Annotated in this window: 11 protein-coding genes; 5 read left to right on the forward strand and 6 right to left on the reverse strand. The window is 42.7% G+C overall.

Annotated elements, in window-relative coordinates; genetic code table 11:
• Positions 1-188: 188 nt before the first annotated feature.
• A complete protein-coding gene (locus tag M8998_RS15445) occupies positions 189-1,352 on the forward strand; it encodes a methionine aminotransferase (protein ID WP_249994460.1) in 1,164 nt (387 codons plus the stop codon).
• Between the two features lie 7 nt (positions 1,353-1,359).
• Here M8998_RS15445 and M8998_RS15450 read toward each other — a convergent pair whose 3' ends face one another.
• Positions 1,360-2,370, reverse strand: coding sequence for a LacI family DNA-binding transcriptional regulator (locus M8998_RS15450; protein WP_249994462.1), 1,011 nt, complete (start codon positions 2,368-2,370; stop codon positions 1,360-1,362).
• A 155-nt stretch (positions 2,371-2,525) separates the two neighbouring features.
• Here M8998_RS15450 and M8998_RS15455 point away from each other — a divergent pair, with 155 nt between their 5' ends.
• Positions 2,526-4,772: a GH92 family glycosyl hydrolase gene (locus tag M8998_RS15455; RefSeq protein ID WP_249994465.1), complete on the forward strand. Its 2,247-nt coding sequence runs from the start codon at positions 2,526-2,528 to the stop codon at positions 4,770-4,772.
• A 48-nt stretch (positions 4,773-4,820) separates the two neighbouring features.
• Entirely contained in the window at positions 4,821-5,141 is a 321-nt protein-coding gene (locus M8998_RS15460) for a DUF493 domain-containing protein (RefSeq protein ID WP_249994468.1), read from the forward strand.
• Between the two features lie 74 nt (positions 5,142-5,215).
• On the opposite strand, the gene pnp is transcribed toward M8998_RS15460, so the two are convergent.
• The 4 genes from pnp to rimM all read right to left on the reverse strand — a co-directional run bounded on the left by pnp (position 5,216) and on the right by rimM (position 9,746).
• Entirely contained in the window at positions 5,216-7,372 is a 2,157-nt protein-coding gene (gene pnp / locus M8998_RS15465; RefSeq protein ID WP_249994470.1) for a polyribonucleotide nucleotidyltransferase, read from the reverse strand.
• A 176-nt stretch (positions 7,373-7,548) separates the two neighbouring features.
• On the reverse strand, positions 7,549-7,827 hold the full coding sequence (gene rpsO, locus M8998_RS15470) for a 30S ribosomal protein S15 (RefSeq protein WP_116776837.1): 279 nt from the start codon (positions 7,825-7,827) through the stop codon (positions 7,549-7,551).
• A gap of 112 nt (positions 7,828-7,939) precedes the next feature.
• Positions 7,940-9,157: an acyltransferase family protein gene (locus tag M8998_RS15475; protein WP_249994473.1), complete on the reverse strand. Its 1,218-nt coding sequence runs from the start codon at positions 9,155-9,157 to the stop codon at positions 7,940-7,942.
• Between the two features lie 61 nt (positions 9,158-9,218).
• Positions 9,219-9,746, reverse strand: coding sequence for a ribosome maturation factor RimM (gene rimM, locus M8998_RS15480; protein WP_249994475.1), 528 nt, complete (start codon positions 9,744-9,746; stop codon positions 9,219-9,221).
• A 120-nt stretch (positions 9,747-9,866) separates the two neighbouring features.
• Here rimM and M8998_RS15485 point away from each other — a divergent pair, with 120 nt between their 5' ends.
• A complete protein-coding gene (locus M8998_RS15485; RefSeq protein WP_249994476.1) occupies positions 9,867-10,814 on the forward strand; it encodes a hypothetical protein in 948 nt (315 codons plus the stop codon).
• A 65-nt stretch (positions 10,815-10,879) separates the two neighbouring features.
• Here M8998_RS15485 and M8998_RS15490 read toward each other — a convergent pair whose 3' ends face one another.
• On the reverse strand, positions 10,880-11,416 hold the full coding sequence (locus tag M8998_RS15490; RefSeq protein WP_249994477.1) for a 30S ribosomal protein S16: 537 nt from the start codon (positions 11,414-11,416) through the stop codon (positions 10,880-10,882).
• A 157-nt stretch (positions 11,417-11,573) separates the two neighbouring features.
• On the opposite strand from M8998_RS15490, the gene M8998_RS15495 reads away from it, so the two are divergent.
• Positions 11,574-14,936 carry a UvrD-helicase domain-containing protein gene (locus M8998_RS15495; RefSeq protein ID WP_249994478.1) on the forward strand — a complete coding sequence of 1,121 codons (3,363 nt, stop codon included), beginning with the start codon at positions 11,574-11,576 and terminating at the stop codon, positions 14,934-14,936.
• Positions 14,937-14,938 lie beyond the last annotated feature (2 nt).

The following is a 14,938-nucleotide window of genomic DNA, read 5'->3' on the forward strand; positions in this document are numbered from 1 at the left end:
AAACCCACTTTTATATCCTTTCACCACTCTTCCTCCCTTGCGGAGTGGTGCAAAGGTAGAATAAACTTTTACTCCCGCAAAACCTTTTCTACATTTTCATGTTTACACCTCCCTAACTGCCTTATCCACAAGGAGATTTTTTTGATCGATAATTCTATTATCTTCGCGTAGACGATTAATACCCTAGCATGACAACACCCAAAAATATCCTATTGACTTCCAAACTACCGAATACAGGAAACAGCATATTCTCTAAAATGACGGCCTTAGCACAGCAATATCAGGCCATCAACCTTGCGCAAGGTTTTCCAGACTTCCCCGTTGATCCAAAATTATTGGACTTGGTGAGCTCGGCGATGCATCAGCAGGCTAATCAATATGCCCCGATGCCAGGCCTTCCGTTGCTTCGTGAGCGTATCGCAGAAAAATACCAAAGTTTCTACCATGTAAATGTGGACCCCGAAAGTGAAATCACCATTACGAATGGGGCTACACAAGCGATATTTACCACTATCGCTACAATTATACATGCGGGCGACGAGGTTATTATTTTCGAACCAGCATACGACTGCTATCGCCCAACCATCGAACTTTTTGGCGGTAAAGTGATCGCTATACCTTTAGTAGCACCGGAATTCACCGTAGATTGGCAACAGGTCGCCGAACAAGTAACGGATCGCACGCGTATGGTTATCATTAACAATCCTGGAAACCCCAGCTGCACGGTGTGGACCAAGGAAGATCTCTTGCAATTGCAGAAGATCATAACTCGCCATGAACTAATTGTACTCAGCGATGAGGTGTACGAACATATTATATATGATGAAAGGCAACATCAATCGGCGTTGCTGTTTGACGAGCTTCGTGCGCGCAGCTTTGTAATTGCCTCGTTTGGAAAGTTATTGCATTGCACGGGTTGGAAATTGGGTTATGTGGTCGCACCAAAAGAACTCACTGCTGAATTTCGAAAAATACACCAGCAAAATGTATTCAGCGTGAATACTCCCATGCAGCACGCCATTGCAGCCTATCTGGATAACCCAGAATATTATCACGAACTTTCTACCTTTATGCAGGGAAAGAGAGATAGGGTAATCAATGGACTGGCTTCCTCTGCTTTTCGAATCACACCCTCCGCTGGAACCTATTTCTTACTGTTAGATTATAAGAACATTAGCCACAAAACAGAAATGGATTTTGCCATGCAACTCATCGAACAACATGGTGTGGCTTTGATCCCAATAGCTCCATTTTATCATCATGCTACCGAGCAACATACCCTTCGTTTGTGTTTTGCAAAAAAAGAGGAAACCTTAGATCGCGCTATTCAACTATTAAACAAGGTGTCTTAATAGGCTACTATTTACCCGAAGTAGATGTAGAGGAGTCTCTGATCTTAAGGTCACACGGCACCACAATGTGCTTGACATCTGCCTGCGGATTACGGATTTGTCGCAACAATACCTTCACGAGCTCTTCGGCAATGGTCTCAAGTCGTTGAGATACAACGGAAATGGATGGCTCGTGCAATTTAAACAAGGTATGATCATCGAACGCGACCATGGCTGGTAGCTTTCCATACTTTTTGTGCACCTTCAATCCAGTAATTGCCAAGTAATTCGTCGCGAATAACACTGCATCCAATTTATTTTCTTCAATGAACTCAAAAATTTGAGCGATAGCGATATCCTCTTGTTCGTCAATTTGAATTTTTTTGATGTAAGCCTGGCGTTGGTATTGATCCAATGCTTTCATGTACCCATCCATACGATCACGCATTTGTGTCTGATCCGAATACAACGATACGAAACCTATACGACGATTATCAGCATTCTCCAGAAGGTGCTTGGTAGCACGAAAGGCACCATTAAAATTATCCGACACCACATAGTTGGTTTCCACTTGTGGTATATATCGATCGAAAAGCACCACCGGCACATTGTTTTTTAATAAAAGTGCCACGACATCTTCTAGGCCTTCTGTTGGGGTGATGATAAAACCATCCACTTGCCTATCATAAAATAACTGAATCAACTCCTTTGCCTTTACGGTATCATTCCCCATACTACAATACAGCAAATGGTAGCCGCTAGAGTAAGAAAATTCCTCGATATGCTTAGCGATATTGGCAAAAAACGAGTTGGAAATATCTTCTACTAATAACCCCAGAATTTTCGTTTGCCCAGTACGCAAACTTTGCGCTAACTGATTGGGCTTGTATCCCACTTTTTTGACATACTCTAATACCCTGTTGGTCAATGCATCACTGATCCGTTTTTCTTTGGCTTTGCCATTTAAAATAAAGGAAATGGTGGTGACAGATACGCCTAGTGATTTAGCGATATCGCTGATCAGGATTCTTTTACTCATAATTTATTGGAGTTGTTTTTTGTCTAAAATATATAATTTTTAGCAAAATTTTTAGCACATGACAATATTTAACACAGAGTCTTTTTTGCTAAAAGGTTTTAATAGTGGTCAATATAAATTTTGTAGATTTACATATTCAATATTCCTAAACACAGATGTTAAGAAAACTAATAAAGCAAACTAAATTCATTTTAGCCATCGCAGTTGCATCGACTGCGCAAGCACAGCAAAAGCCGACTGCCTTTGTAGATCCATTCATTGGCTCGGCCGAGCACGGACACGTATTTGTAGGAGCCAACGTACCTTTTGGTGGTGTGCAACTAGGACCAACACAAATTGCCCAAACCTGGGATCAGTTTAATGGATGGGACTGGTGCAGTGGTTATAATTATATCAGTGAGGATATCCTCGGATTTACACATACGCATTTAAGTGGTACTGGTATTGGCGACCTGAATGATATTATGATTGTTCCTGCGACAGGCCAACTTCAACTAAAGCCAGCAGAATTCGACAAAATGCATACAGGGTATGGTTCTCACTTTAAGAAAGAGAACGAAATTGCTAAACCTGGTTTTTACAGCGTATACTTAGACGATTACAAAGTAAAAGCAAATTTAACAGCCTCCGAACGTGTTGGCTACCACCAATACATATACGACAACACGGATAATGCCCACGTGTTGGTAGATCTGGGATTTCGTATGAATTGGGATAAAGCCACGGATACGTATTTAAAGCAGATCGATGAAACCACATTTGTAGGCTATCGTTTCTCTTCTGGTTGGGCAACCGACCAGAAAGTGTACTTTGCGATCAAAACCTCCAGACCAATCAAGGAAGTAAAATATTTCGATGGTGATGTATCGCGAACTGGCTACAATGCTTTTAAAGGTCTAGCCATTAAAGCAGCATTATTTTTCGACGCCGCTAAAGACAATACCATCGAACTTAAGGTCGGGCTTTCTCCGGTTAGCACCGAGAATGCATTGGACAATATTGAAAAGGAACTTCCTAATTGGAATTTTCAAGAGGCAACCGCTTCGGCAGATGCAAAGTGGAATGAGACGCTCGGAAAGATTGACTACGACAGTACCGACGAATTAAAGAAGGTATTTTACACAGCATTATATCATTCGTACTTCGCTCCTACTATTTTCGATGATCACAATGGCGATTATATGGGTACGGACAAACAAGTTTATCGTAATGCGGACTTCGTCAATTACACGATTTTCTCTTTATGGGATACCTACCGTGCACTACATCCGTTGATGACTATTTTGGAGAAACCAAAAATAACATCTGATTTCATAAAAACATTTTTGTCTATCTATCAGCAACAAGGAAAATTGCCAGTATGGCATTTATGGGCTAATGAAACCAATACGATGGTTGGCTTACCTGCAATTCCAATTATCGCCGATGCATTTTTAAAAGGATTAGTAGCCGAAGAAGATCACGAGCTATTGTGGGAAGCGGTGAAAACAACGGCTATGGGCGACGATTATGGCTTGAAATTCGTTAGAGAGCTCAGTTTCATCCCGATCGACAGCATGGATAATGAATCCGTAGCCTGGGGACTGGAGTACGCAATTGCGGATTATGGTGTGTACCGCATTGCCGAAAAACTAGGTAAAACGGAAGATGCGGAATATTTCAAAAAACGTTCGAAGCTGTACGAAATCTATTTCGATAAAGACGAGCGCTTTTTCGTAGGCCGCTACGCTAACGGTGATTTCCGTCGTCCGTTCGATCCGTTGATGGCAGAACACCGCAAAAATGATTATTGCGAGGGCAATGCTTGGCAATACCTTTGGTTGGTACCGCATGATGTAGATGGGTTGATGGGCCTATTAGGCGGAAAGAAAGCATTCATTGATCGCTTGGATGAATTTATCAACTTGCCCGAAGAGTTGGATAATGCATCACCGGATATCTCCGGATTGATCGGCCAATATGCGCAAGGAAACGAGCCAAACCACCATGTACCTTATCTATATGCGATGGCGGGCGAGCACTGGAAAACAGCCAAATTGGTCAACGAAGCGATGGTGCAAAACTATACCTCAGCGCCAAACGGCCTATGTGGAAATGATGATGCTGGGCAAATGAGCGCCTGGTATGTATTTTCGTCTATGGGATTGTATCCTGCTAACCCGATGAGCGGCGAGTATGTACTAGGATCACCTCGGATGAAGCAGGCATCGATCAACCTGCCAAATGGTAATACCTTTGTGATCGATGCAAAAAATCAAAGCGATGCCAACATTTATATTACATCAGCCAAATTGAACGGTGTGGCATTGAAACGCACGCATATCACACACGAAGAACTCCTAAAAGGCGGCAAGCTGGAGTTGGAAATGAGCAACAAACCAAACAAAAAATTTGGCAAATAACACAAAAGTTAAGTATACTTATTGCTAAACCAGTAGAGAGGATTACATATGTCAGATATTAGTAACATCAATGTCCAGGATATGGAAGATGGAAATGACAAAGATTTCTATCAAAATTTTAAGGAGAAATTGCTCGATGTAGAGCAATTTCCTTCCGTATATAAGTTTAAGTTCATTGTGAAAAGCGACTTGAATAAGGAGCCGGAAATTGAAAAGATTTTTGAGCAGACCAATTCCAAGTTTACCTTTAAGGAATCTAGCGGTGGTAAGTATAAATCTATCACCGTAGCCACCTATGTACAAAGTGCCGACGAAGTGGTGAATTATTACAAATCGGTATCAGAGATTGAATCGGTGATGATGCTTTAGATAGCAATGACGTTATTACATAATAAAGGCTCGCTAAAATAGCGAGCCTTTATTATGTAATATGAAAAACCGGATTATTCTGCTGGTGCAGCAGGTGCTGGCTTCTCTTCGCGTGGAGGGCGTGGTAGTAATGCTTTTCGAGAAAGCTTCAACTTACCTTGCTTATCCACATCTAATAGTTTCACTTTTACAATCTCACCTTCGGTGAATACACCGTCCATATTTTCTAGACGAGTCCAATCGATTTCTGAGATGTGCAACAAACCATCTTTTCCTGGCATAATCTCTACAAAAGCACCGAAAGCCATAATAGACTTCACTTTACCTTCGTACACTGCGCCAACCTCTGGTTTAGCAGCGATCGCTTTGATGCGTCCTAAAGCAGCATCAACCGCTTCTTTGTTGTCCGCGAATACCTGTACAACACCTTTGTTGTCCACTTCTTCGATAGAGATCGATGCACCAGTTTCGCGTTGCATCTCTTGAATGATTTTACCACCGGGTCCGATTACCGCACCGATAAATTCTTTATCAATCGTGATAGAAACCAAACGAGGCGCATGAGATTTGTAATCTTCACGTGGCGCTGTCAACGTTTTGTTCATTTCGCCCAAGATATGAAGACGCGCTTCTTTCGCTTGATCTAAAGCTTGTGTCAACACTTCCCATTTTAGACCATTGATCTTCAAGTCCATCTGGCAACCTACGATACCTTTTGCAGTACCAGTTACTTTGAAGTCCATATCTCCTAAGTGATCTTCATCACCTAAGATATCAGAAAGAATCGCGTATTTACCCGATTTCTCATCGGTGATCAATCCCATCGCAATACCAGATACTGGTGCTTTAATTTTTACACCGGCATCCATCAATGCTAGCGTACCCGCACATACGGTAGCCATAGAAGAAGAACCGTTTGATTCCAAAATATCAGAAACAATACGAATCGTGTATGGGTTTTCGTCTTGAGCAGGCAATACTTGCTTCAACGAACGCATAGCCAAAGCACCGTGTCCTACTTCACGACGACCAGGGCCTCTATTTGGTCTTGCTTCACCAACAGAAAATGCAGGGAAGTTGTAGTGTAAGATAAATTTATTGTAACCGTTGATGAATGCACCATCGATCATTTGCTCATCATCTTTACTTCCTAATGTAACAGAAGTCAATGATTGCGTTTCGCCACGCGTAAATACTGCCGAGCCGTGTGCAGCAGGCAAGTAATCTACTTCAGTCCAGATCGGACGTACTGTTGTCGAGTTACGGCCATCCAAACGGATACCTTCGTCCAACAAAAGGTTACGTACCGCATCATACTGTACATCGTGGAAATATTTTTTTGCTAAAAATGTCGTATCCGCATCCAACTCTTCGCCTAATGTCTCGAAGAATGCTTTGCCGATAGTCGCAAATTGCTCCGAACGCTCGTGTTTCGTTGAACCCGATTTCGCTACAGCATAAACTTGATCGTAAGTAGCTTTGAAAGCCGCTTCGCGCAATTCTGGATTTGTCGGCTCGTGGCTGTAAGTACGTTTTACTGTTTTGCCTACTTGCTCTGCCAACGCAACAACAGATGCTACTTGTTTTTTGATCGCATCGTGCGCAAAAGCAATCGCTTCTACCATTTCGGCTTCCGAGATCTCATTTGCTTCACCTTCTACCATCACGATATCCTGTGCAGATCCAGCAACGATGAACTCTAAGCTCGCTTTTTCTAATTCAGTTCTTGTCGGATTGATAACCAATTGACCATCGATTTTCGCTACGCGAACTTCAGAAATCGGTCCGTTGAAAGGAATATCCGATACTGCAAGAGCAGCAGAAGCTGCTAAACCTGCTAATGCATCTGGCATCACTTCTTTGTCTGAAGAGATCAAAGAAATCATTACCTGCGTATCAGCGTGATAATCTTCAGGGAACAAAGGACGTAGCGCACGGTCCACAATACGAGAAATCAACACCTCGTAATCAGATAATCTTGCCTCTCTACGTAAAAAACCACCAGGTATACGTCCGGTAGCTGCATATTTTTCTTGATAATCTACAGATAATGGAAGAAAATCCACTCCTGGTTTTGCCTCTTTGGCAGACACTACTGTTGCCAACAGCATGGTGCTTCCTTGTTTCAACACCACCGATCCGTCTGCCTGTTTGGCCAGCTTTCCAGTGGATAGCTCGATCTGGGCTCCATTGCCCATATCGATGGTTGTTTTGATTTCGTTATAACTCATTTTGTGTTCATTATGGTATGTTTTCGTCATGGCGACATACCGAAAATACTAAGACTTTTAATTTCAGCACAAAGGTACACTAAATATCGATAGCTTATTCAATTTTCTGAAGGGTGGAGAAAAAGAAAAAGCCACCCGATTTATCGGATGGCTTCTCATTTGTTTTTTACTAAAACTTATTTGATGATTTCACGCAAGCCTAAGCCTTTGATAATCGCACGATATCTTTCGATATCTTTCTTGTGCAAATAAGCTAACAATGAACGACGTTTACCTACTAATTTTTGTAGTGAACGTTGTGTATTGAAATCTTTTCTGTTTTTTTTCAAATGCTCTGTTAAGTGAGCAATTCTTTTAGTAAATAAAGCGACTTGTCCTTCTGCAGAACCAGTGTTTGTTGCTCCACCTCCGAACTCTGCGAAGATATCTGCTTTGTACTCTTTACTTAAATACATTCTTGAATAATATGAAAGCTGTAAATAAAAATTGTTAATTATGCCGCAAAGCTACTAAATCTCAAACAAATAGACAAGCTATTATTAGTATGATGCCTATCTTTTCCCTGCATTACACCTTGATATAGATTTTATTTTTGTCAAGGATGGCACAAATCAACCACATAATCACTAAAAAACACAGGGAATAAAAAAATGAGCCTACTTCGGCTGGGCCAGGCAATGGCGCGCAAACATGATCGTAGAACCATTGTAATGGTGTGGTATAGATGGCACTCCCATTTTCGTCAGTGTCCTGCCCTATCCGGATTAGCCCAGATATTCTGGGTAGCATACCGCTCAGGACAAAGATAAACAGTGGATTTTTCCCAAATACGTCGAAAAAGCGAGTAATTCCATTGCGAATGCCTTGCAGATCAGTGTACCAGATTACACCACCCAAGGACAGTATGGCTAAACCGGTCGTGTAAAACACGTAAGAGCTCGTCCATATTTTTTTGTTGATAGGAAAACCCAAGGACCAGACCCAACCTAGCACCAATAAGAGAAATCCAGTTACCATGGCACCAGCGATTAACTTAAAATGTGATTCCTGCAATGCTGGCACACTACCCCAAAGCCAAGACACGGATCCTTCTTTGCGAATAAACACACCGGTCAGAAAACCAAAAACAACTTGAATGATAGCCGGCAGTGTGCTGGCGATTCCTTCCGGATCGAAAGGCACTCCTTCGCCTTTGTATAGGTGTGGCACTCCAATCAGTATCTTGTCGATATCTGTACCGAACCATCCTGCCAAGGAATAAGGATCTCCCGTTCCGAGCAACGCGCATAGTGCCCAATAAACCAGCAACAACGCGACGGCAGTATAGATCAAAACTTTTGGCTTTAAATAGTAAGCTAATACCGAAGCGCCTAAATAAGCAATAGCAATGCGTTGTAAGACGCCGAAAATCCGGACTCCACTATCCCCATTACTACTACTAATCCACTCTTTGAAAACTAGACCATCGGATGACCAGCTGACAAATGGAAACCAGTTCAAGAACAATCCGATTAAAAAGATCAGCACACTGCGCTTGAGCACCTTTTTCCAGAAAACAGCATCACCCGCTTCCTGTAAACGAGGCATAACAAACGCCATCGCATTACCGACCGCAAATAAAAAGAACGGAAAAACCAGATCGGTCGGCGTACAACCATGCCAAGGGGCGTGCTGCAACGGAGCAAACATATGAGACCAGCTCCCGGGATTATTGACGAGAATCATCAAAGCCACGGTAGCACCGCGAAAAATATCTAAAGAATAATAACGGGGTTGCATATTCATAATGACGTAGATCGGCACCTAATATAAAAATAAATCCCCGACCAATGTCGAGGATTTATTTTTATACTTCTCGGTAGAGTGCCACTAAGCCTTCTGGCAAATCCACTTCCAACAACTTGTCGTCCTTGCCTACATTAATAATCAATTGCTCTGTAAGCGGAAACATCAGCTCTTTCCCTTCCATATCTACTGTGGCGACATGTTGTTGTGGCAACTCCTGCACGGCAGTAACGATTCCTAGCTTCCCTTCTACTCTATCGGACACCTCGTAACCAACGAGGTCGCTATACCGAAAATCCTCTGGATCGCGTACCGGCATTTTATCATTCGGTAGATATACCTTTTTACGCACGAGTGCCTGCGCTTTATCAATATGATCCACATCTTCCAGATTTACGTATGCGGTGCTGTTGTTTTGCACTTTTATCTGATCGACGAAGAAGGGCACTAATTTTTTTTCAATCTCGACGAAAATAACATCAAATTCCAGATCGCGATAATCTTCAAATTCGAAAAAGAACTGTAATTCTCCTTTTAATCCACGCGTTTTGGAGATGTAACCGATATAGAAACTTTCTGTTATGTTCATGCTGCAAAATAAGCAGATATATTCCAAACAGGAAAGCTCTTGTTAGAGAAATTAACTATATTTACCTTTCTAACCCTTTATTTTGACACATAAAGGCACGCGCTAACCACGATTTCTCCTATGAAACGACTAAACATGTTTTCCAAGCTATTGCGTTCGATTTATGCTTTTACGCTCAGCACATCGTTGATCCTCATTTACACCTCCTGCCAAAAAGAACAAACGCCTACTGTTCCGCTTGTAGACGACAGCATGAAGGAACTCACACTACATGGCGGTAGCGCTGGCACCATTCCTATTCAGGCAACAGATTGGAAAGTTAATTATGTACGACTCGAAGATCCGCTACGTTTGTTAAGAGATACGGCCGGAGTGGTTATGGAGGTCAATAGTACAGATACTGTATCGGCAAGTGGTGGTTGGTTGCGTCTGGCGAAGTCTGCTCAAGGCGATAGCCTATTCTTTGATTTGAAAGAAAATTTCGCAGATACACCGCGGACTCTACTTATAGGCTTACATGCTAACGGTCAAGAAGAAGTAATTCGCATTACACAACGCCGTCCAAAAAGCTATAAAATCACAAACAAAAAGATTACAGAACTCGAAGAACATCGAAAAATATATAAAAGCGATCACGAATGTACCACTATCGTACTATCCAATAATACCTCAGAAACCAAAAGGATGGAAGCTGATGGTGTCTTCCGGTCCGTAAAACATGTATCTACTTTTGAAAGTGACGATTATGGCGCTTTTGACTGGATACATGGTCAGGATTCGTTGTTATTTATGCAGGAGCTAATCATGGATGGAAAAAATTGGTGGTCGAAACAGGTTCCCTACCGAAAGGGAACCCTTCTGACACCCTATCTGAGCCTAACTGGCTCTCGCACGCTTTTCCACGTCGACCCCTATACAAATATCACAGTAAGTGGAGAGATGACTTATGTGGAGCGCGTATGTCAATATACGTTTACCATTCAGAACGAAGAAACCGGCCATACATTCAATGTATCTGGAATATGGAGACATACTCTGCCTCTAATCCCTTCTCTCACCATAATATAATTAAGCGCATAAAAAAGCCGATCCTGTTGGGGATCGGCTTTTCTAAATACCTTTTGGAGAAAGAATTATCCTTCTGTCTCTTCCGTGTTTTCTTCTGTACCTTCAGCAGCTACTACTTCCTCTTCAGGAGCTTCTTCTGCTACGGGTGCATTTTTAGCCGCGATTGCCGCTGCTTTGTCTTCTTTTTTCTTAGCTTCTGCAGCTAGAGCAGCTTTCTTAGTATCCTCTTTAGAAGATGCTAAGTTAGATTTTTTGCCTTCGATGCGAGACTCTTTACCTTCAGACCAAGTAGCGAAAAGCTCTTCCGCTTTAGCTTCGTCGAAAGCACCTTTTTTCACACCACCTTGCAAGTGTTTTTTGTACAAAACACCTTTGTAAGAAAGGATAGCACGAGCTGTATCCGTAGGTTGCGCACCTTTGTTGACCCAATCCAATGATTTTTCGAAATCTAATACGATAGTCGCTGGATTAGTGTTCGGGTTGTACGAACCAATACGCTCGATGAATTTACCATCACGTGGAGCACGAGAGTCTGCCACTACTACATAGTAAAAAGGCTTTCCTTTTTTACCGTGTCTTTGCAATCTGATTTTAGTTGCCATTTTCTTTTAATTATTTATGTATTCAACATATCCCCCGAGCTTATCACAAGAGGGGACGCAAAGGTAACTATTTGATTGGTAAAGACAAAATGAAATCTACACCTCGGATCAAGTTCTGCCTTTTCCAAATGCCAGCCTTAGTTATTACCTTCACAAGATGAAGACGGTACCTCCTTTAAAGATTCTCAAAGCATCCGCCGGCTCGGGCAAGACGTTTAGCCTCACCATTCACTATCTCACGCTGCTGTTGAATAACGAGAACAGCTATCGGGAGATTCTAGCCGTCACCTTCACCAATAAGGCAACTGCAGAAATGAAAGAGCGCATTTTATCGGTACTACAAGGATTGGCCGAGGGAAATCAGAACCCTAAAATAGTCGACTTCAGAAACATCCTATTAGCGCAATCGCCTGAGTGGACGGAAGCGATTATCCAAGAAAAGGCACACCAGGTATATCGAAGAATATTACATGACTACAGCCATTTTACGGTGAGCACCATCGATGGATTCTCCCAAAAAGTAATTCGCAGCTTCACCTACGAATTGCACCTGGATGCGGGCTATAAGGTAGAGATGAATATCAATAAGGTAAAAGCCGAACTGACCGTGATGCTCAATCAACTATTAGATGATCGGCCGGACTTACTGGAATGGATCATCGAGTATGCCGAGAAAAAGATCGCTAACAATGAAAATTGGAATTACCGACAGCAACTGCTGTCGCTGGCTGGATTAATCTTTTCAGAAAACTTTCAAGAGTTTGATGCGCACATCCTTAAAAACGATGCCCGCAAAGTTTTCGAAAGCCTAAACCAAGAAAGTGCTACAATGACCACAGGTTATACCGATGCCTTGGCAGAAGCCATTCGTACTTTTCAGGACATTTATAGTGCTTCAGGAATTCAGGCAGAAGAGTTGAAAGGGAAATCACGAAATCCAGTATTTTCTGCCAGTAAATTAGGAAGTAAAGTAAGTAACTTATCGAATAGCCAACTTAAAGAACGTATAGAAAAGTTTACAAAGCTCATCGATCATGAAGATGCATTTACCGATCAGCAGAAACAAGTGCGGTACGACTTGATGGCACAATTCAGACCGGTACTACAGAACATGGCCGAAATAGAGAAACTCTTCCCTACTTTCGTGGCGTACCAATCGGTACAGGCAAACTTGTATTTCTTACGCTTGTTGAAAGAAATGAGCGACTTACTCGCCCGTTGGCGCAAAGAAAACAGCGCACAGCTCATCTCCGATTCGCAGCTACTGCTTAGTAAGCTCGGATTAGATGCGCACAATGACCCTACTTTTATTTGGGAGAAAATCGGAAACCGATTCCGATATTTTCTATTTGATGAATTTCAAGATACTTCCCGTACCCAGTGGAAAAACTATAGCCCACTGCTGATAAACGCCTTAGGAAATGCAACCCGAGAGCTGAGCGAGCACCTGATCGTCGGCGATGTGAAGCAAAGCATTTACCGTTGGCGAAATGGCGACTGGCGCATCTTGCTTCAGCAAGTAGAAGAGCAGGTTGGGTCAGCTTTTCACTTAATTGAATCAGACAAATCCAACTTTATCGCCAGCGAAACACTGGACGTCAACTACCGAAGTTTGCCCCATATTATCCAATTCAATAATCACATCTATGCAGGATTACCAACGCATTTACAGCAGGTTTTAAATGCTCATGTAGCAGAAGCGCTGAGTGCCGAAGATCTGGCATGGTGGCACCAATCCGGCAATGACCGGATGTTGGTAAAAGCATATGAAAATAGCCAACAAGCGGTACCTGCCGGCAAACAAAGACCCGATGCACCTCAAGGTGAGATCGATCTGGTATACCTGCCGGTAACGGAAGGCAGATTTCGTAGCAACCGAGTGGCTGCAGATGCGATCCAGAAATTGTGTGAGCAGATTGGCGAATGGATTTCTTCGGGCAAGTACCGGGCAAATCAAATTGGAATCTTGGTTCGTAGGAATAAAGAGGCACAAGATATTATTCAGGCCCTAATGGCCTATAAGCAGAACACCAACCTATCTTTTGAAGTAATTTCGGGAGATGCACTTAGCCTACAGGCTAACGATGCAATACAGCTTTTGATAGAAACGCTGCGCGCCATCGTGTACGGATCGGACAAGCACAGTGTGCACAAAGCTAATATGGCCTATCTCTACCAAATCTTGCAAAACCAGCAAGCATTCGATCAGGAAAACTGGCTGCTCTTTAAAGAGAATGACATCCAGCGCTTACATGCTATTTTGCCCCAGACATTGATCGAGTTTTGGGATCAATGGCCGAGGCTTCCGTTGGTACAACTCATCGAACGACTCATGGATATTTTTGGATTTTCCGAGCCAGGAAACCTTCATATCCCCTACCTATTGGCCTTTAAAGATTTAGTCGCTGGGTTTTCGGCGAATGGCGAACGGGGTATTCATCTATTCTTGACCTATTGGGAAGAAGACGGATATCGCGCTGTACTGCCTTCTGGCGGCAAGGTTGACGCCATTGAAGTGACGACGGTACATAAGTCGAAAGGGTTGGCTTACGATGTCGTCATGATTCCTTTTGCGGCTTGGAATCTCGACGGCATGACCTTAGGCGATTTCTGGATCAATGCAGATGGAACGCCCTTTGAAGCGCTGGGAAAAATTCCATTAAAATACACCTCCAGCTTAGGTCAATCCCTTTTTTATAAGCAGTACTTTGAAGAAATGCTGTTCAATTATATGGATGCACTAAACACCTGCTATGTAGCTACTACACGCGCGATCAAGCATCTGTATATTACCGCTCCGTTTTTCAAAGAAACTGTCGACAAAAAAACCGGGGAGATCAATGGATTGGAAATCAAAAATGACTATATCTCTGATGCCATCTATCAGGTATTGGATGTGCCAGACAGTCCATTCGTCATAGAAGAATCCGAGTTGCGTATTCATGATCTGATAACGACGCCCGCGACTACTACAAGTGCATCTTCTGATGCAAACACGGTTTCGATTGCTCAATACCCAATTTCCGCAGAGTTGGATCAGGCTTGGAGCAAATCCAGCCGACGGCCTTTGACGATGCTGCCGCAAGTAGAGAAAGCAGCTCAGTATGGCATTATGGCACATGAGATTCTATCCGAAGTGGCCAACGAACAGGAGATCGAAGCTCGGATTAATCAATACATTGAAGAAGGAATTTTAGCTAAAGATGATCAGGAAGAGTTGCGCAAGCAAATCCATCAGGTATGGCACCATCCACGCATTAGCGAATGGCTTACGCCAAATTACAAAACCTGGAATGAAGCCAGCATTATCACAAAAGATGGAGAAACAATTAGGCCAGACAAAGTTTTCACGAATGCTACGGACACCATTGTACTCGATTTTAAATTTACACAAGGAGATTATGTGGGGCATCAGGCACAAGTGGATAAGTACATGCAAGCGCTGCGCAACCTGGGTTATCAAAACGTGAAGGGTTTCTTGTACTATGCCCTATCTAATCAGTTACAGGAGGTCGTATAGCG

The sequence above is a fragment of the Sphingobacterium sp. lm-10 genome (assembly GCF_023554555.1).
Lineage (GTDB): Bacteria > Bacteroidota > Bacteroidia > Sphingobacteriales > Sphingobacteriaceae > Sphingobacterium.

Bases quoted from the DNA above. Each gene is read 5' to 3' on its own strand.
- M8998_RS15460 (WP_249994468.1), top strand. From the start codon at position 4,821: ATGTCAGATATTAGTAACATCAATGTCCAGGATATGGAAGATGGAAAT.
- rimM (WP_249994475.1), bottom strand. From the start codon at position 9,746: ATGAACATAACAGAAAGTTTCTATATCGGTTACATCTCCAAAACGCGT.
- M8998_RS15445 (WP_249994460.1), top strand. From the start codon at position 189: ATGACAACACCCAAAAATATCCTATTGACTTCCAAACTACCGAATACA.
- M8998_RS15485 (WP_249994476.1), top strand. From the start codon at position 9,867: ATGAAACGACTAAACATGTTTTCCAAGCTATTGCGTTCGATTTATGCT.
- rpsO (WP_116776837.1), bottom strand. From the start codon at position 7,827: ATGTATTTAAGTAAAGAGTACAAAGCAGATATCTTCGCAGAGTTCGGA.
- M8998_RS15490 (WP_249994477.1), bottom strand. From the start codon at position 11,416: ATGGCAACTAAAATCAGATTGCAAAGACACGGTAAAAAAGGAAAGCCT.
- M8998_RS15450 (WP_249994462.1), bottom strand. From the start codon at position 2,370: ATGAGTAAAAGAATCCTGATCAGCGATATCGCTAAATCACTAGGCGTA.
- M8998_RS15455 (WP_249994465.1), top strand. From the start codon at position 2,526: ATGTTAAGAAAACTAATAAAGCAAACTAAATTCATTTTAGCCATCGCA.
- M8998_RS15495 (WP_249994478.1), top strand. From the start codon at position 11,574: ATGAAGACGGTACCTCCTTTAAAGATTCTCAAAGCATCCGCCGGCTCG.
- M8998_RS15475 (WP_249994473.1), bottom strand. From the start codon at position 9,157: ATGAATATGCAACCCCGTTATTATTCTTTAGATATTTTTCGCGGTGCT.
- pnp (WP_249994470.1), bottom strand. From the start codon at position 7,372: ATGAGTTATAACGAAATCAAAACAACCATCGATATGGGCAATGGAGCC.